Source organism: Niastella sp. OAS944, assembly GCA_024809215.1.
Taxonomy (GTDB): Bacteria; Bacteroidota; Bacteroidia; order Chitinophagales; family Chitinophagaceae; genus Niastella.
In genome coordinates, this window is sequence record JANUBW010000007.1 from 324,558 (window position 1) to 343,354 (window position 18,797).

15 protein-coding genes are annotated in these 18,797 nt (G+C 42.1%); 3 read left to right on the plus strand and 12 right to left on the minus strand.

Features of this window, described 5'->3' with window-relative positions; translation table 11 throughout:
• Nucleotides 1–14 precede the first annotated feature (14 nt).
• Both GGD38_RS25755 and GGD38_RS25760 read right to left on the minus strand, forming a co-directional pair.
• Nucleotides 15–1,142, minus strand: a complete 1,128-nt coding sequence (locus tag GGD38_RS25755) for a glycosyltransferase (RefSeq protein WP_375296724.1) — start codon at nucleotides 1,140–1,142, stop codon at nucleotides 15–17.
• A 102-nt stretch (nucleotides 1,143–1,244) separates the two neighbouring features.
• Nucleotides 1,245–2,066: a glycosyltransferase gene (locus GGD38_RS25760; RefSeq protein WP_375296723.1), complete on the minus strand. Its 822-nt coding sequence runs from the start codon at nucleotides 2,064–2,066 to the stop codon at nucleotides 1,245–1,247.
• Between the two features lie 466 nt (nucleotides 2,067–2,532).
• On the opposite strand from GGD38_RS25760, the gene GGD38_RS25765 reads away from it, so the two are divergent.
• Nucleotides 2,533–3,291: a sugar transferase gene (locus GGD38_RS25765; RefSeq protein ID WP_375296722.1), complete on the plus strand. Its 759-nt coding sequence runs from the start codon at nucleotides 2,533–2,535 to the stop codon at nucleotides 3,289–3,291.
• A gap of 61 nt (nucleotides 3,292–3,352) precedes the next feature.
• On the opposite strand, the gene GGD38_RS25770 is transcribed toward GGD38_RS25765, so the two are convergent.
• The 4 genes from GGD38_RS25770 to GGD38_RS25785 form a co-directional block, all read right to left on the minus strand.
• On the minus strand, nucleotides 3,353–4,897 hold the full coding sequence (locus GGD38_RS25770) for a YifB family Mg chelatase-like AAA ATPase (RefSeq protein ID WP_375296721.1): 1,545 nt from the start codon (nucleotides 4,895–4,897) through the stop codon (nucleotides 3,353–3,355).
• 86 nt (nucleotides 4,898–4,983) lie between these two features.
• Entirely contained in the window at nucleotides 4,984–6,570 is a 1,587-nt protein-coding gene (locus tag GGD38_RS25775; protein ID WP_375296720.1) for a M1 family metallopeptidase, read from the minus strand.
• Between the two features lie 8 nt (nucleotides 6,571–6,578).
• A complete protein-coding gene (locus GGD38_RS25780; RefSeq protein WP_375296719.1) occupies nucleotides 6,579–7,892 on the minus strand; it encodes a DNA mismatch repair protein MutS in 1,314 nt (437 codons plus the stop codon).
• Between the two features lie 27 nt (nucleotides 7,893–7,919).
• Nucleotides 7,920–9,308, minus strand: coding sequence for a dihydroorotase (locus tag GGD38_RS25785; RefSeq protein ID WP_375296718.1), 1,389 nt, complete (start codon nucleotides 9,306–9,308; stop codon nucleotides 7,920–7,922).
• Nucleotides 9,309–9,341: 33 nt separating this feature from the next.
• On the opposite strand from GGD38_RS25785, the gene GGD38_RS25790 reads away from it, so the two are divergent.
• The gene (locus GGD38_RS25790; protein WP_375296717.1) at nucleotides 9,342–11,042 is read left to right on the plus strand and encodes a hypothetical protein; all 1,701 of its coding nucleotides are present in this window, start codon (nucleotides 9,342–9,344) and stop codon (nucleotides 11,040–11,042) included.
• Between the two features lie 303 nt (nucleotides 11,043–11,345).
• On the opposite strand, the gene GGD38_RS25795 is transcribed toward GGD38_RS25790, so the two are convergent.
• The 4 genes from GGD38_RS25795 to ubiE all read right to left on the minus strand — a co-directional run bounded on the left by GGD38_RS25795 (nucleotide 11,346) and on the right by ubiE (nucleotide 15,652).
• The gene (locus GGD38_RS25795; protein WP_375296716.1) at nucleotides 11,346–12,134 is read right to left on the minus strand and encodes a LytTR family transcriptional regulator DNA-binding domain-containing protein; all 789 of its coding nucleotides are present in this window, start codon (nucleotides 12,132–12,134) and stop codon (nucleotides 11,346–11,348) included.
• A gap of 6 nt (nucleotides 12,135–12,140) precedes the next feature.
• Nucleotides 12,141–13,940 carry a sensor histidine kinase gene (locus GGD38_RS25800; protein ID WP_375296715.1) on the minus strand — a complete coding sequence of 600 codons (1,800 nt, stop codon included), beginning with the start codon at nucleotides 13,938–13,940 and terminating at the stop codon, nucleotides 12,141–12,143.
• 249 nt (nucleotides 13,941–14,189) lie between these two features.
• On the minus strand, nucleotides 14,190–14,936 hold the full coding sequence (locus GGD38_RS25805; protein ID WP_375296714.1) for an outer membrane beta-barrel protein: 747 nt from the start codon (nucleotides 14,934–14,936) through the stop codon (nucleotides 14,190–14,192).
• On the minus strand, nucleotides 14,903–15,652 hold the full coding sequence (ubiE, locus tag GGD38_RS25810; RefSeq protein WP_375296713.1) for a bifunctional demethylmenaquinone methyltransferase/2-methoxy-6-polyprenyl-1,4-benzoquinol methylase UbiE: 750 nt from the start codon (nucleotides 15,650–15,652) through the stop codon (nucleotides 14,903–14,905). Before ubiE ends, GGD38_RS25805 begins: the two co-directional genes overlap by 34 nt.
• Nucleotides 15,653–15,832: 180 nt before the next feature.
• Between ubiE and yihA the strand changes: the two genes are divergently transcribed.
• Nucleotides 15,833–16,483, plus strand: a complete 651-nt coding sequence (yihA, locus tag GGD38_RS25815; protein ID WP_375296712.1) for a ribosome biogenesis GTP-binding protein YihA/YsxC — start codon at nucleotides 15,833–15,835, stop codon at nucleotides 16,481–16,483.
• Between the two features lie 121 nt (nucleotides 16,484–16,604).
• On the opposite strand, the gene GGD38_RS25820 is transcribed toward yihA, so the two are convergent.
• Both GGD38_RS25820 and GGD38_RS25825 read right to left on the minus strand, forming a co-directional pair.
• Complete coding sequence (locus tag GGD38_RS25820) at nucleotides 16,605–17,078, minus strand: ribonuclease H-like YkuK family protein (protein ID WP_375303697.1); 474 nt, start codon at nucleotides 17,076–17,078, stop codon at nucleotides 16,605–16,607.
• A 62-nt stretch (nucleotides 17,079–17,140) separates the two neighbouring features.
• On the minus strand, nucleotides 17,141–18,739 hold the full coding sequence (locus GGD38_RS25825) for a T9SS type A sorting domain-containing protein (RefSeq protein ID WP_375296711.1): 1,599 nt from the start codon (nucleotides 18,737–18,739) through the stop codon (nucleotides 17,141–17,143).
• Nucleotides 18,740–18,797 lie beyond the last annotated feature (58 nt).

The following is an 18,797-nucleotide window of genomic DNA, read 5'->3' on the forward strand; positions in this document are numbered from 1 at the left end:
GTATACTATTAAAATTAAGCATTTACCAGGGCTGGCTTCAAATATTTATCATTTTCAATATGATTGCCCTTGTATAAATCCTTATACCGGGTAAAGGTATGATTTACATTAAATGATTCTTTACCGTGGAGGGCAGAATATTCTCCCATAATGTTGAGCATGCTGGCATTGTTAAAGTATTGCAACAATTTAACTATTGCCTCAGCGTGATGTTTAAACAAGTCTCCGTTCAAACATGATTTTACCAGATCACGGTTCCCTACGCTGTCTGTGAGAAGTACCGGCTTTTTTAACGCCAGGGCTTCCAGAACCGCATAGGGTAAGCCCTCAAAGTTGGCTGTAGACAAATATACGTTAGCTGAGGAAATCAAGCGGGCTACTTCCTCGCCAGGTAACCAACCGGTAACTTTTATATTGGAAGAAGTTAATAAAGCTTTTTCCGGGCCGTCGCCTATCCAAACAAACTGGAATTGTTTAAGCTCTTCAAAATATTGCGCAATGCTGTTGAAGAGGGCAGGATTCTTTTGGTTAATAATGCGTCCGCTGGTAACAATGCAAAACTTTTTGTTATCAGGTTCCAAATCGTAACCACTAGTGCGGTCGAAAGGGATGCCATTATTGATGGTTATTGACCTAATGCCTATTTTTTCATATTCTACCTGTTCTGAAGGTGAGCAGGTAACTACCTGACCCCCAAAACCATAGCCAAGGCGTTCGAGTTGTTTATACAAAAAATTAGAGAACCTGCTAGTGCCCACTAAGAATGGAGCACCATTAGGAGTATAAATTACATTATTGATTTTCAGTAATTTGCAAACAAAGCGGCCTATAAAGCCACTTTTTGATGAATGCAGGTGAACCGCATCTATCTGGTGTTGCCTTTTCAGCCTTTTTAAAACACGGTAAAGTTCCCAAAATGCAGCCCAGTCTTTACCGAGAGAAATGCTTCGTTGGGCTGAATGCCAGCGTACAAAACGAGCATTGGTTCTGGCGAACTGTTTTCTTATATCAGAAAATTTTGTTACATGTGCTCTTTCTCCATGTACAATAATGTGCTCATCATCAGGTAGATTCTCAACCAAGGATTTTACCAAAACTACAATCCCTCCCGCAAACGCCTCCGCCACATGTACAATTTTCATAATAAAATGGATTTAATGGTAAACCGCAAATTTGCAATACTTTATGGAACTTATCTGTTATAAATCCCTAATATTGGTCATATGGCACTAATTACTTAACAGCTATACACCGTACAATGACTTTTTAATCGAAAAAATTATTTTGTATGGTATGATTAGTAACAATCTTAATTTAAAAACTCCTAAATAACGTAAAACCCTATTTCTTCCGTATTCATTCACCACCTTTATACGGCTATTTAGCTGCTTTTTTCTGGAACTCAGCGAAATGCCTTTGTGATTTATTTCGCAGGTAACCAGAAATTCTGGAATTATGGCAGTTTCACCCTGTTGCAGAAACCTGTAAAAAAAGCCATAGTCTTCGGCATCAGGATAATTATCGGGATACAGCTCATTATTAGTCATCGCATCGCACCTCCACATTACAGTGGGATGGATGAAAATATTTCGAAAATGCATACCCCTTTTTATCTTTTTATGTGCTGTGGGGGTAATATATCGGTAGGCTATATTAGAAACGTGGTCTTTAAATATGCACCAACTGCCCACCAAATTGATCTTGGGATTTTTATCTAAAAATTCAACCTGTTTATAAAACCGGTCGGCCGAACAGGTATCGCCACAATCGAGACGGGCAATGAACCGGGCATCATTTTGCTTTTTTATCCATTGCAAACCAGCGTTTAAGGCTATTGTAATTCCTTTATTACAAGGTAATTGTACTATTTCAATGGAAACCTTGTTTGAAATTTCTTTGTAAATATCAGTAAGGGTAATAGGCGTTCTGCTACCATCATCAACAATTACTACTGTATACTTATCTGCATCATATTGTACGCTTTGGAGCGACTGAAGCAGTCCTGGTAGGTTATTGTAAAAGGGTATTAACAGGTAAAAATCAATTTTTGTGGGATAAGATTTCATCTCTAATTAATGGTTATGCGAAATCTAACCTTCAAACGACTGTGATTTTTTAATAAATAACGCAAATGTAAAAGCATTTTTAAACATTTATGTACTAATGGACTGCTAAAATGCCTTAAATCGTTGCTTCAAAAAAGACATAAGTATGAGTAAAGTGTGTTAAATGGGCAATAACTGTGCTGTTTTAGCGCATAAGTGTGTTGATTTAGCCAAAAATCGTGAAAAGGCTCAGTTTCAATAAAAAGACAAAATTATTTTAAACCTTTTTTGGTGCAACCTTTCTTAGCTTTGCGTTGTCAATGCTTGGGTTTTATAGTTTAGAATCTTTTGTTTTAACATTTAATTGTTAGGGGTTTAGGTGAATTAGGTGTTTTAGATGTTAAATGTGTAGTTAAAGCTAAGAAGAGGCACTAATAAGGCATTAATTTCGTTAACAAAATCCTGGAAGAACCAAAATACCTGTGCTATGGTAGAGCAACAAGAAAATTTAGTATACAAAAGGATAAAGTTTTTTACTGAGCACCCACCGTCGCTCAGACTTTATTTAGAGCGTAAGAGAGGATATTTCGTTGCAAAACGGGTTTTTGACATAATGACGTCATTAATAGTTATTGTAACCTTATTATCCTGGCTGCTTCCCATTTTAATGGTTTTGATCAAACTTGATTCAAAAGGCCCCGTGTTTTTTAAGCAAAAGCGCGTTGGTTTTCTGGGTCGTGTATTTTGGTGTTATAAGCTCCGTACTATGTATATGAATAGAGATGCTGATGTACGCCAGGCAACCGATAACGACCCCCGAATTACCCGTATAGGAAGATTTTTACGGGTTACCGGTTTGGATGAGTTTCCTCAGTTCTTCAATGTGTTGATGGGACAAATGAGTATTGTAGGCCCACGCCCACATATGTATGCCGACTGTAACAAATTCGCCAATGCAGTTAATGGTTATAAGTTCAGAAATCTGGTAAAACCTGGTATCACCGGTTTGGCTCAAATCAAAGGTTACCGTGGTCCTACCAAAGATTTTGAAAGCATTTTCCACCGTTACCAGTTCGATGCTTTTTATGTTCGCAACGCTAACTTCTGGTTGGATGTACGCATTGTGCGTAAAACCGGTGCCCAGATCATTGGAGAAGTTTTCGCCAGGATCTTTAAAGGGAAAAGCGAAACGAATACGCCTGCAGACGGGTGGAACACACCTTCTTATAAAACGATACAGAACTAATCGAATAGTTCACATACGATTGCTTGCCATTTTTCTTTACCACTTCTCACAGTTCTTGCCTTTACGCTCCCCAACCTTCTCTATCAAGATTCCTATAGGTTATAGCTTCCGCCACATGCTCCGGCAAAATAGTGTCATTTGTAGCCAGATCGGCTATCGTGCGACTTACTTTTATAATACGGTCATAAGCCCTTGCCGATAAATTGAGTTTGCTCATAGCTGTTTTTAATAAGGTTTGTGCCGCTGTATTTAATACACATACTTCCTTTAGTAATTTACTGTTCATTTGTGCATTGCAATAAATGCCTGTATGGTCTTTAAAGCGCTGCGTTTGTATATCACGTGCATTAATAACCCTTGTACGGATAGCTTCAGATGGTTCAGCATTCTTTTGCAAACTCAATTCGTTGAATGGTACTGGTGTTACCTCAACATGCAGGTCAATACGGTCTAACAATGGCCCGGAAATTTTGTTGAGGTATTTATGAACAGCGCCCGGTGCGCAGGTACATTCTTTTTCAGGATGATTATAGAAGCCGCAGGGGCAGGGATTCATAGAAGAGATCAGCATAAAACTGGCGGGGAAGTCGATGGCTACTTTGGCCCGGCTTATAGTTACCCGCCGTTCTTCCATAGGTTGGCGCATAACCTCCAACACGCTACGTTTAAACTCTGGTAATTCATCGAGAAAAAGCACACCATTATGGGCCAGCGAAATTTCACCTGGCTGTGGTATGCCACCGCCGCCAACAAGCGCCACATCGCTGGTTGTATGATGTGGCGAACGGAATGGCCTTCGGGAAATTAAGGTAGCATTGGCTGGCAGCCTGCCTGCTACAGAATGTATCTTGGTTGTTTCAAGCGCTTCTTTTAATGTGAGCGGGGGTAAAATGGTTGGCAGTCGTTTCGCGAGCATGGTTTTACCGGCGCCTGGTGGCCCAATGAGTATGGCGTTGTGGCCACCGGCAGCAGCAATTTCCAGTGCCCGTTTTATATTTTCCTGCCCTTTTACTTCGCTGAAATCAAACTCAAACTCTTCCTGAGACTGAAAGAACTCATCACGGGTATTTACCACTATTGGTTGTATACTTGTCTCATCATTCATAAAGTTAATAAGATCAGTGAGGTTCCCAACGCCGTATACGGGTAGCGAGTTTACCATGCCAGCTTCGCGACAATTTTGTTTGGGAACTATCAATCCTTTAAAGCCTTCCTTACGGGCAGTAATGGCAATGGGCAATGCCCCTCGTATGGGATGAACAGTTCCATCGAGGTTAAGCTCACCCATTATCATATAGTTTTTTAATTTCTCCGGATCGGTCAATTGATTATTGGCTGCAAGAATGCCAATGGCAATGGCGAGGTCGAAAGAGGAGCCGCTTTTCTTAATATCGGCGGGGGCTAAATTAATAACCAGTTTGGTGCGGGGCATCTGGTAGCCGATGGTCTTTATGGCACTTTCTACACGTTGTAAACTTTCTTTTACTGCATTATCGGGCAAGCCTACAATATAATAATGAATATTGCCCGGCATTACATTTACCTCTACCGTTATGGTAATGGCTTCCACTCCATATACGGCGCTTCCATACGTTTTGACAAGCATGAATAAAGTTTATGGTTATTCCGCGCATATGCGGGATGGAAAGATAATGAATAATTATTATTTGATGTGCGGTAAGTATTGTGTAGTTAGGGTGCTATGTGGCCCTCGAACAACAAATTAACCTGTGGGTCTAAAACAACCGTTGCTGGTTTCTTTGCAAAGGGAATAGAAAATCGTGTTTCGCGGTTGGTGATGTATGTGTTCTTTAACAAGGAACTTTCAACCTGTATTTCAAGCGGGAATTGAAACAATACATCCTGCTGCTGTATAACAGTGATATCTACTGCTTTTTTAACTGTATTGTATTTCCATGTTACTTCAAGCCGGGGGTGGCCTGTGGTAAACAACCATTGAGTAAAAAATGCTTTCAGGTTTTTGCCCGATACTTCTTCCATTACCTTACAGAGATCGCCGGTTACAGCATTTTTACCTGCATAGTGGTTGTAATAGGTTTGTATGCCTTTCCAAAAAATGGCATCGCCCAATTGGCGGCGTAACATATGTAGTACCCAGCCGCCTTTTTGATAGGAGTTCGCATTCAATAACTCCATATAATTGGTAACCGATGAATCAACTACAGGCCGTGTTTTTTTTCGGGCGAAATCAACTACCTGCTGCCGGTTCTTTGTTAACATGTGTCTGGCCGTATCATAACCATATTTATGCTCAAAATACAGGATGGTCATATAAGTGGCAAAGCCTTCGCTTAACCACAAGTGGCTCCAATCGGCTTCGGTGGCCATATCGCCAAACCATTGATGGGCTATTTCATGCGCGAGTAGTGATTCACTTTTGCGTTCGCCGGTAATGGACGCTTCATCGGAATAAAAGATAGCGCTGGCATTTTCCATACCCCCAAACATGGTAGTTGATTCTACATTGGCCAGTTTTTTAAAGGCATAGGGGCCCACATTGTTTATGAAATAAGGAAGTATGTCAACGGCCAGGGCGTAATCGTAAAACCCTTTGTCTTTTTCTTCGGGGTATACCCAGCTTGAAACAGGAATGTTATTTACGGTGCCCGACTCCTGAATGGCAAAATTGGCTACGCCTATTACCATTATTTTAGTTGAAAGGGGCGTGGTTTCGGTATAGTGTGTGCGACGCAGTTGATTGCTTATGACAGTATCGCTGGTTTTAATACCATTTGATATTACCTGGTAATGATCAGGAGCCGTAACCGTAAAATCAAGCGCAGCTTTATCGGCTGGGTGGTCAACACAGGGTAACCAGTGCCGGGCACGGTTAGGCCAGTTGTCGGCAAAGAAAACGCGGTGGCCATATTTGTTTTTGGTGATGATAAGTCCGTTATCGGGAACGCCCTCATAAGTGATCTCTATGTTTTTATGCTCACCAGCTGTAACAGGCGTTTCAAATTGTATGTTGAGCAGGTTGTTGATATGGGTATAGGTAAGAGTCTTTCCGTTCTCAGCTACCTGTAATACGGTCATTCCCTTACGGCTATTGTTTTTTGAAATAAGATCAAGGGAAATGGTTTTAGTATCTTTTATACACAGCACATCAATTGCCGCCTTGCCTTTTATCAGGTCGCTTGTATCGGTAAGTGCTATTGAAAACCCATAGTGTTGAACATCTATGCTGGCGCCGGGTTGCTGGGCATTTACGGTTGAAACAATACAGGTGGCAATAAAAAGCGGCAGTATCTTTTTCATATTATATCTTACAGTTTCTCCAGCAGGTCTACAACCTTTTCCCTTTTCAATATCAAATATCCTAACCGGTCGTTGCTAATACCTTCCCGTAACTGATAACTAAATTCTAACTGATCGTCTTTTACGGTTGTTTCAAAAAAGCGGAACGTAATATTGGGGTATTGTTTTAGTTCTTCGCCTATTTCATACAGATGCGTTGATAAAATAAACAGCGAGCTTTTTATTTTTATCAAACCTTTTATTACTGCCGAAGAGCATTTCATGGCATCCTGTACATTGGTGCCCTTGAACAGCTCGTCAATAAGCACCAGCCATTTACGGCCATCATTGATCTTTGTAATGGTATTTTTTATCCGCTGCACTTCATTGAAGAAATAGCTTTCTCCTTTTATGATGTTATCTACTACGTTTATGTTGCTTAAAAGACCATCGAACCGGGTTAACCGCATTGATGCTGCCGGTACCCCCATACCCAAATGAGCCAGGAAAACCGTGCTGCCCACCGCTTTTATAAATGTGCTTTTGCCGGCCATGTTGGCGCCTGTAAGGAACAGGAAATTATTATCATGGCTCAACTTTACATCGTATGGGGTAGGTGTTGGCAACAGGATATGAAATAGTTTGCTTGCGTCTATATATGGTTGTGGTTGATCGATAAACTCGGGGAAAACGAGCTTCATTTTTTCCATGGCTACCGCCATGGAATACCAGGCGTCTATACGGCCATAAATAGCAATAAGTTCAAAGGCCTGTTGCCTGAACTCGTTCCTTATATAGCGGCCAAAGTATATTGTTTCTGTCCAGGTGAATTGTTTGCCCCGCTCATGTTGCCTAAGTTCTATCAGCGTGGGTTTATTTATGAGGTCGGCTGCCCGGCGAAGAAAAGTACGTATCATCAATGGCGCATCATCTGTATCGAGTAGCTGAACCAGCTGATGCATGCCTTTTAAAATGTCGCTAAAGTGTGAAATGGAATAGCGAACCAATGCAAAGTCGGCCGGGTTGAATAATTTATAGGTAAGCGCATTTACACCGTTGGCATTGGGAATGGCGTCTACATTACTATCATAAAACTTTTCAATAACCATCAGGGTCCCGTTGCTGATCTCGTTGGGCCATTGGTCAATAACAGAAATTATTGACTTAAGTACCTGCTGGGTATCGAGAATAGGCCGAAGGTCGCTGAACGGGTTACTGAAATATTTTAACAGCCAATCGCGGCCCTGCGAGGTACGGGCAAAGCAAAGCCGGTGAAAAATTGAAAATTCTTCCTCATGTTGAAATACAGACAGGTCGTTATACGTGGTATTGTCAAGTTCCATGGATATTGCTGCTATTGTTTTCGTAAGTTACCGATTAAATAATAATCGTTCTCCCTTATTAGATTCATTCCACTGTCCGTTTCCATAAACTAAATTACCATTGACAAAAGTGTGTGTAATGGCCGCGGGGAAGGTAAACTGCTCCAGGGGGCTCCAGCCGCATTTATACAATATGTTTTCTTTTGTGGCTGTGGTAGTTGCGTTCATATCTACAATCACCAGGTCGGCTTTATAGCCTTCTCTTATATACCCACGGTCGGCAATTTGGTAACAGGTGGCCACGGCATGGCTCATTTTTTCAACTACTTTTTCCAGCGTAATACGTCCTTCTTTTACATAATGCAGCATCAGCAAAAGGCTATGTTGCACCAGCGGTAATCCGGCATGCGATTTCTCGTACGAACCGGGTGTGTTGGGTGGAATCACAAGTTGTCCTGCTTCATTGCGTGTTACACCTTTTTCTTCAAGGGTATGGGGTGCATGGTCGGTTGCTATAACATCTAACCGGTCGTCGAGCAGGGCCTGCCAAAGGGCCTCACGGTTATTAGGCGCTTTAATAGCCGGGTTACATTTTACCAGGTTGCCCAATCGGCTATAATCGTTACTGGTAAAATGCAGGTGATGAACGCATACTTCGGCTGTAATATTCTTTTGACCCAGGGGCTTCATGTTCGAGAACAGCGCAAGTTCTTTTTCGGTACTGATGTGTAAGATATGGAGCCGGGTATTGTATTTCTGGGCAAATTGTATAGCTGCCAGCGAGCTTTCAAAACAACCGTTCTCATCACGTATTACAGGATGGTCAGATGGTTCCAGCACCTCTTTTTCTTTCTTTAATCTTTCAAAGTTGGTTTTGATGATCTTCTCATCCTCACAGTGGGTGGCAATAAGCACTTCGCTTTCCTGAAAGATCTTATCGAGCGTTAGATAATTATCAACAAGTAAGCCGCCGGTTGACGAACCCATAAAGATTTTGATGCCGGCAATTTCATTTTTACGCTTATTTGTTTTCAGGGCTTCCTCAGCATTCTCATTTGAGGTACCCATATAGAACGAGTAATTGGCGAGTGCGCTGTTTGAGGCAATAGTATACTTGTTTTCGAGCAACTCCTGTGTAAATACCGGAGGCATGGTATTAGGCATTTCCATAAAGGAAGTAACGCCACCGGCTACGGCTGCTTTTGATTCAGTATAAATGGTAGCTTTGTGCGTGAGGCCGGGTTCGCGAAAGTGAACCTGATCATCAATGGCGCCGGGTAATAAATGCAATCCCTCGCCGTTAATTTCTGTAACTAAAATATCTGGTTGAATGCTACGATCAATCTTTTCAATGCGACCGTCTTTTATCAACACATCCTTCACGGCCTTAACACCTTCATTCACGACCATTATATTTTTTATCAGGTAATTTTGCATATCTTGAAAAAATAATATTTTTAAATACTGGCCATGCAATATATTATAAAAACCATTGTCCCCTTATTGTTTTTATTAATTCCGTTTGGGGTGGTTGCTCAATCAACGTATTTGCCACAGGGCAACAAGCACCAAACCCTGTTAAACCGCCTGGAAATTTTACTTCAAACCAATGACGATCTGAACCTGAACACTGTAAAACCCTTTAGCCGGAAAATAGCTGTACGTATAGCAGAATCTGCTGATTCGATTCAAAAAGCGAACGGTAACCTTTTGTCGAAGGTTGATGAATATAATTTGCGCAGCTTACTTATGAATAATTCAGAGTGGGTGACCGGTACCGATACCAGCGATTTTTATAGCAAAAAAAGTTTGTGGAATACTTTTTATAAAACCAAGGCAAACCTGCTGGAGGTAAATGTAAAGGACTTTTTCTTTACCGTTAACCCCGTGTTTCAGCAACAGCTTTCAGTTGAGAACGAAGAGCATTCAGATGACCAGCTATTTGTAAATACAAAAGGGCTTGCTGTTCGTGGCCTGATCGCTAAAAAGATCGGTTTTTCTGCTTATATGACCGATAACCAGGAGCGAGCCCCGCTTTTTGTACAGGATAGAATAATTGCTTTCAACGCAGTGCCGGGTAACGGGTTTTATAAAGTATTTAAAAAAACGGCTACTGATTACATTGATGCCCGTGGTTCTATCAACTTCACCGCCGCCAAGTACCTCGATTTTCAGTTTGGATATGATAAGAATTTTATTGGTAATGGCTATCGCAGTTTGTTCCTGAGCGATTTTGGTAACAGCTATTTGTTCTTAAAGATCAATACCCGTATTTGGAAGTTCAATTATATGAACCTGTTTACCGAGCTGGTGCCGCAAACTATTGGCATTAACGCAGGTAATAAAACGCTCGATAAAAAATATGTATCCATGCACCATTTAAGTATGGACGTTGCCAAATGGTTGAATATTGGCATTTTTGAAGGGGTAGTGTTTGGTCGTAGAAATCATTTTGAATTCAGTTACCTGAATCCGGTTATCTTTTTGCGTTTGGCCGAGCAGCAGGAAGGAAGTTCTGATAACGCTTTTGTTGGTTTTGATCTAAAGGCGAATATAGCTAAACGTGTTCAGCTATACGGACAGTTACTACTCGATGAACTTAAAGTGGGTGAATTAAAATCGGGCAAAGGCTGGTGGGCTAATAAGTTTGGTATACAGGCAGGCGCCAAATACATTAACGCCCTGGGGGTTAAAAATCTCGATCTGCAGGGGGAAATAAACATGGTACGGCCGTTCACTTATTCTCATTTCGACAGCCTTGCAAACTACACACATTACAATCAGCCTATGGCGCACCCGCTGGGTGCTAATTTTGTAGAGGCAATTGGGATAGTAAAATATCAGCCACATCCTAAATGGACAACTTCGGCCCGGCTTATTGTTTGGAAGCAGGGTACAGATACCGCCGGCAGTAATTTTGGTACTGACATTTTTAAAGCGTATACAACCCGTTCAGGCGATTATGGATATAAGTTGCCGACAGGTCCGCGGTCAACAGGTATAAACGCCCAGGTGCTGGTATCGTATGAGGTAAAAGAAAACCTGTTCCTCGAAGCTTCTGCTTTAATAAGGAATTTAAAGACAAGCATTGCTGAAGTGCCCGAGAGAAAGACTGCTGTTATTTCGGCAGGTATTAGAATGAATATGTTTAGAAGAGAGTACGATTATTAGAACTCCAATCACATACATACTTATAATAAAATAGTCCCGCTTTTAGCGGGACTTCTTTTTCATCGGTGATACACCGAGAAGGGTTTATAGGGTATCACCATTGGAACCACTACTTTTAAGTACACCTGTTAAAATATCAGAACGCCTGGTACGAATAAGTTATAAACCCTGTTTATGTTGCCTTTTCCTTTTTGTGGGTGTTGGTTTAATGGCTGCTAAGCTAACGTGCAAAAGGGTGCGGCGCGGCCATTTGTATGTAAATGACGTGAATTTGTATGTGAATGTTTGGTGTGGTGGGGCGGGTTATCTGAAATCGAAATGTTTCATAAATTCTTCCTTATAATTTCTCCCTATTGGCAAATGATGTTGGTTTATTTCAACTTCCTGTTCGTTGAACGACTGTATGGTATTGATGTTTACCGCGTAAGAACGATGAATGCGTACCAGGGCTTTATAATTGATCTTATCGAGCAATTGGTTCAGCGATAGCCGCAGCAGGAACTTTTTTTCTGAAGTAACGATGGAGATGTAATTATTGTCGGCCTCAACATACAACAGATCGTTGAGCTTTAATTTTACAAACGCATAATTGTTCTTTACAAAAATATGATCGTTCATTCGAAGGATCATTTCCCGTTCGGGAGAGGAGGTGTTTCGATTGCTGTCTTTATCGAGTGGAATGATCTTACCGGTTGATTGTTGTTCATTTGCAACGGCAAAATTGTTCACGGCCAGGTCAATGGCAATACGTACATTGGTAAGGCTATAGGGTTTTGATAAGAATGCCGCGGGGTGTGTTTTCTTTATGCGATCGATGGTGGCCGCATCGGTAAAGGCAGTGAGGTAAATAATGGGTACGGCCTTTTGTTTCAATATTTCAACGGCAGTATCTATGCCGTCCTTTTCGCCAATGATATTTACATCCATTAAAATAATGTCTACCTCATTATCGGCAAACAACTGTTGTGCTTCTTCGGCATTATCGGCAATGCCGGCTATATTATAACCATCGTGTTCAAGGCCATTGGCCAGGTCGAGGGCTACAATGCTTTCATCTTCTACAATTAGTATGTTTATTTTTTCGGCCGGCATAATTGGTTAGGCTGCTATTTGGGGTATTGTTATTGTAAACTCAGTTCCTTCATTTACCAGTAGTGTTTGCTGTGCCCTGAGCTGTTTGCATAAAGCGGTGATGAGTTGTTTGCCAAACGAATTCTTTTTTTGTTTCCATTGCTGTTCATCAATGCCAATGCCGTTGTCTTTGATGGTGCAAATAAGTTTCGCTTCTTCCTGTTTGAGTGTAATGTTCAGCGAAGGACGGTAAATAGTGCTATATGCATACTTTAGTGAGTTGGTCACCAGTTCATTTATAATAAGCCCAATGGGCAGTGCTTTATCAATATCGAGCATTTCTTTTTCAACTGAAATATGCAGGTCAAACTCGTTGCGGTTATAACCGTACGATGATACCAGCGATTCTGCCAGGTCGGTAAGGTATTCTTTCATATTCACCTCAGTAAGCGACTCGGTTTTGTATAGCCGCTGATGAATAAAGCTCATGGCCTGTACGCGTTGCTGGCTTTCCTTCAATACCAGTACGGCTTCTTCATCCTGCACTTTATAGGTTTGCAAACTTAACAGGCTGCTTACTATTTGCAGGTTGTTCTTTACACGGTGGTGAAGCTCTTTCATCATTATCTCCAGCTTCCTTGACTGTGCGGTGATTTGCAGTTGTTGTTTTCTGTTGCGATGGTATAGCCAGCCCATAAATGCCATAAGCAAAGCGAATATTACCAGGGTAGCCACCAACATTACGATCTGTTTGTTTTTGGCAAGGCTTTCGGTGTGCAGGCGGGTGATCTCTAATTCTTTTTTCCCGGTCTCATATTTTGTTTGCAGACCAATTACTTCATTTGTCTTAGCAACATTGTTCAATGAGTCGTCGAGCGCATCGGCCAGCTTGAAGTAATGTAAGGCGGAATCGAAACGATTGGCGGCTGCAAATGCATTATACATGGAATTATAGGCATTCCGCATTCTTTCGGGCCGATTGAGCTGGCGCGAGGTTTCGAGCATTTTACGAGCGTATAAAAGCGATTTGCCGGGCTGGTTCAATTTGGTATAGGCAAGTGAAATATTGCCGTAGTTAAAAGAAAGGCTGTTGAGGTTGTTGTTTGCCTTATTCTCTGCTTCGGCCCTGAATAAATAGTCAAGCGCCTTTTTATAATCTTTGTAGTACTCGTTGTAAACCTGGCTTATGTTATTGTACAGTTTGCTGATGCTTTTTCTGGCTTTACCCGATCGCTGGATAAGGTCAACTGCCTGTGTATATACAGTAAACGCAGAATCGTAATAATCTTTACGGCCGTTTGATTTGGCAATATCCCGGTACAAAATGCCACACTCGTTCAGGCTTTCAACCAAACCTATGGTATCGTGAATGTCCTTGAACAGGTTGTAGGCATGTTTGCTATAGTAAATGCCTTTGTTAATGTACTCCAGCGTTTTTGAGTCGCCCCCCATGTCTTTATATACCTGGGCAATTTCGAGGTAATTGTCACCTGCTGATATGAGATTGTGTTGTTCCTCGTATATTTTTATTGCGTGTTGTAATTTATTTATGGCAGTTGTATAATCGCCTTTTAGCCTGTACCAGGATGCCTGGTTTGCCTCCGCGTCGGCCTCACCGCGGCGGTAAGCTATTTTTTTCGCCAGTTGAAGGGCCTGTAAAGAATAATGATTGAGGGAGTCGGCACTGGTTTGAAAATATGTGGAGGCAAGGCTATTGAGCAGCTTCACCCTTATCGTATCATTGGGTTGGGCTGCCAGCCGTTTTCTTAGGCTATCCTGCTTTATCTGCCGGTTTTGCCCATAGGCAGTTGTTATACTACAATACAAGAGCAGGCCAACAAAAGTCAGGTATGATTGGTTTCTAATCAGGCAGAAAGGGTTTAGGGCAAATGTAGTAGAAAAGCGTTAGTATATTTTAGTAGAAGTACGTAAAATGTGAGCCGTTAGGCTTTTAGGGCGCCTGGGCTGAGCAGTTTGTGTATTGTTCTGTCGCCATGGTTACAGGCATATATAATTGCTACCAGCAAGCTGATAACAAGCAGAGGCTTTTTTATATGTGAAGGTTGTGCGTTCGCTTTAACCTTCAAAAATAAGCGAAAACACGATCATGCGTGAGTTCAGCTTGTCAATAGAGCTCGAATACTTAAGATTTACGTCACGTGAGTGAATGTTTGAGATGCCGTTGCTTACCTTGATCTCAGGCGACAGAATAAATACCGGGAAGTAAAAGTTGAACCCGATACCTGCTTCTACCCCAAAATCATATTTTTTCAGCTTTACCAGGTCTTCTGCCTTGCGGGCTGTACTATTGGAGGCCAGGTCATATTCGAACTTACCACCCCCAAACATGTATACCCTAAAGTTGTTAATGCGGTCGCTGCGGAATTTAATATGCACCGGTACGCCTAACAAAATACTTTCAACCTTTTTGGTCATTATAGCCGATTCGTTCTTACTGGCGTCGGGATATTTTATGTGGTAGGTGAGATTCTTATAAGCGAATAACAACTGAGGAAAAATAGCGCGTACCTCAAACCGTGGCGATAGGCGAAGGGTATGTATACCCGCCAAACCAAAACCGCCTACGTTTTCCGGTTCAACCACCATAACGCTGTCATTCGATAAAAACTGGGGGTGCTGGCTTACCTGGAACCTGGCATTATTGTAAATAAGGCCAATACCCAGATAATACTTTTTATCATCGTGATCGGGGAGATTTAACGCATCGCGTAATTGAGCGTTTACCTGTTGACAACCGATCAATAGCAATATCCCTGCTGCCCATCTTTTTAACTGGCTTTTCTGCCGCAATAAATAGTACATATTCCTAAACTCAGCCGTTTTAGTGTTGTATTTGTAAACCCAACTTGTTGTAAAATATGTAAAAATGTTTCGCCTTCGGGAAATGCTTTAATTGATTGATTTAAATATTGATACGCGTCTTTGTTCTTGCCCAGCCATTGCCCCGCGCGCGGCGCAATAACGTTCATGTACAAATTGTATAAACTCTTGAATCCCGTTTTACGGGGTTTCGAAAATTCAAGTATAACTACTTTACCGCCAGGCTTTAGTACCCTGAACATTTCGGAAAGCCCTTTTGCAAGGTTTTCGAAGTTCCGCACACCAAAGGCAACGGTAATGGCATCAAACGTTGCATCGGGGAAGTTTATTGCCTCGCTATCGCCCTTTAACAATTCTATTTGCTTAGATAACAATAATTTATCAATCTTCTGGCGCCCCAAATTGAGCATTCCTTCCGAAATATCTATGCCAGTTATTTTTTCAGGTTGCAAATACTTACTGGTCATAATGGCTAAGTCGGCCGTTCCGGTAGCCACATCGAGCACCAGGCGGGGTTTTATTTCTTTTAACTCGGCAATTGCGCGTTTACGCCACCAAACATCGATACCACCTGAAAGGAACCGGTTCAAAAAATCGTAACGAAAGGCTATTTTATCGAACATGGCCGCTACCTGCTCTTTTTTCGTTTGCTCAGAGTCGCTGAACGGCACTATTTTATCGTGTGAATACTTTGCCATGGGCGGCAAATATAAACAGTTTGCAGTTTTCAGGTCAATAAGGATTTCACAAAGCGGTTAACAATAGACAATAAGCAATAAGCAATTGGCAAATCGAAAATTCGCGAATTTTCGGCAGCCCGGGAATGGGCAACATTTGCCAATTGTAAATTGCCCATTGCCTTTTGATTATCTTGCAGCATGATCATTCAATCAGCCACCTACTTAATAAGTAGTCCGGAGTATACAAAATGCCCAAAGGCCGACCGGCCCGAGTATGCCTTTATTGGAAGAAGTAACGTGGGCAAGTCGTCGTTGATAAACATGCTGTGCGATAACCATAAGCTGGCAAAAACATCGGGCTCACCCGGTAAAACCCAGCTAATAAATCATTTTGATATTAAAAGCTTCAGTGGTACTACTACTGCAGGTAAACCAGATGCCTGGTACCTGGTTGATTTGCCCGGTTACGGATTTGCCAAAGTATCGCAAAGCCAACGCAGAAATTGGGAGCAAATGATAGAAAATTACCTGCGCAAGCGCGAAAACCTGGTGAATGTATTTGTGCTGATTGACAGCCGCCATAGTCCTCAAAAGTTAGATCTTGACTTTGTAAATCAGTTAGGCAAATGGGAAGTTCCTTTTTGCCTGGCATTTACCAAAGCCGATAAAGAAACCCAGCGTGTGGTAGCTAAAAATGTAAAAGACTTTTTGGATGCTATGCGAGAGACCTGGCAGTTTTTGCCCCGTAATTTTGTGACCAGCGCCGAAAAGAAAATGGGCCGCGATAAAATGCTTCAGTTTATTGAAGACTGTAACAAGGAAGTGGCACAATCAGAGAACAACGATTAAAGTATTGTATCACTACCATGTCCTGGGGAGCTGGGAACTTTTTAGGGCGACAATGCCCCTGAGTTGTGAATGCTTCACAACTAAACATTAAAAAACCCTCCGTTTACAGCGTGAGGGTTTATCAGTTAACTACTTTGTTGGCGCAGCTGCTACTGGCAAAAGCTTCGGGTTTGGCTTTAAATGCAAACCCCATCCCCAGTATGTAGCCCATGGCTTCTTTCAGTGCATCGTTACTTTTGAAATGCGGATTAGTGTTTATATCCGCGTGCACTTCCATGTCTACATTATACGAGGTGAACAGGTGGCAAAGGTCGTAAGCAATTTCAATGCTTTTGGCCACTTCAACCAGCATCCGTTCTTTGATACTGTATTGCTTCCTGGTTTTTTCGTTGTGAATGAACATAAAGCCACCATGGCCTTCGCGCAGGAAAACAATCACTGTAGCAAATTCTGTTTCTGCCCCCTTTACCTGACTATCGGTGCCAATGCAAACCTTAAGGTTATATCCCTTTTCGGTTTCGCGTTTGATAGCATTTTCAACGGCATCGATGATTGGCAGGTCAATCGGGTCGCCATTAAATTTTCTCCATAACATCATAGTGAAACGGGTTTTCGTAATTTACCGAAAAACCCGTTGTTCACCAAATCAGATGACTATTATTGTTTTATTAACTTCCAGGTATTTGTGGCGTTTTCGCCTTGTATACGAAGGAGGATCAGGCCTTTTTGTGCATTTGTTATATCGATGTTATTTGTTCCGGTAACCAGTTTGCCGCGTTGTAAAAGCCGGCCTGTACCATCCAGAACCTGGTAGTTGGCGTCTTTGTCGCTGGTTACTGAAATTGAATTAACAACCACAGTGCTCATTATTCTTACCGAGGCATTGTTGGCGGCCTTCTCACGTAAGTTGATGATATTTGAATAGAATGATTTTTCATCGGCCGATGTGATCACACGTACGCGATAGAAAGGCGTATTATCAGCTAACGGTTTCCAGGTGAATGTTTTGGTCCCTGCGCTTACCTGGGCCAAGGTTTCAAATTGCACACCGTCTTTCGAATTCTGGATCTCAATGTGTTGAACGGCTTCATCGGCTTCGTACGTCCAGCTTAGCTCATGTGTACCTTCATTGGCTTTACCATTCAATGTTAACCGGTGTACTGGTAATATGGTCAAAGGCGAAGCTTCTATAGCATAATAGCCAAGGCTTTCATTTTTAGCCAGGTGATCGTTTGCTGTTCCTTCCACCACCACATAGTAAGTACCACTGTTCAAATTGCTATCAAGACCGGCATTCACTGCGCCTATTGGATTGTATTGTCCTATGGTATCGCCTTTATTATTGAGAAGGCTGAGTTTTATATCGAGGTTGGCACCTGCATTTGTAAAGCCTTTTGTACCTACGCTTTGGGGTATGGCATTTAAGTGAACATAGGTTGCGGCAGGTAATGTGAATTTGAAAACATCTTTATCTGTCCCCGAATTAATTAAGCCGGTAGTGCTAAAGCCAGTAGAGGCAAAGCCTACTGAAGTAGCTGAAATGAGTGTATTACCAATATCGTCGGTGCGGTATCCAAAACCATTGGTAGCGCCCGAAATAATGGCCAGGTCATCCTGATAATAATCACAGGCATATGTATTGGGGCCGTAATGCCAGGTAGTGAGGTTTCTGTAATAACCTACACCCATAATAGGCGCCCAGCTTGTTTCTCCGTTGCCATCGCCGGGGTTGTATTCGGTTTTCATACAGGCCGTAGTATAGGCGCTTTGGTGTTGTAATCCTAACGTATGGCCTGCTTCGTGTGAAGCGGCTTCAGCTACGTATTTAGGATTGGTGCCCAGCAGGTTGCTGAATACAAAGCAAGGGTGATTATCGCCCCAGCTAAATGAGCCTACAAAGGCTACACCGCCTACGCCGCCGCCATACCATTGATAAGTAGGGGTAATAATAACCCGCGTACGTTGTTTAATGGGGGCCGCTGCATATACGGTTGAATCGGTAGTGATGTTGATATTGAAAATGCGATAGTCTTCTGAAACCCGGTTGAATATTTCTATCATGCCATCGGTATTAAAACCCGAAGGCTGTGCATTGATGGCACCATTCCAGTTCCAGGCGGTTCCGGTTACATATTGTCCGTCAAAGTCCAGGAAAATAGTGGCCCTGGCCGTTGGGTAACTGTTTAACAAAGGCACCTGAGCATTTGCCCCTGCTGCAATACATAGTGCAAACAGTACGGAAAAGATGGTTTTCATGGATCAAAGGATGATTTGGATGTTAAGTTAAATAGTGTTCCTGCGGTTTCAGAGGTAG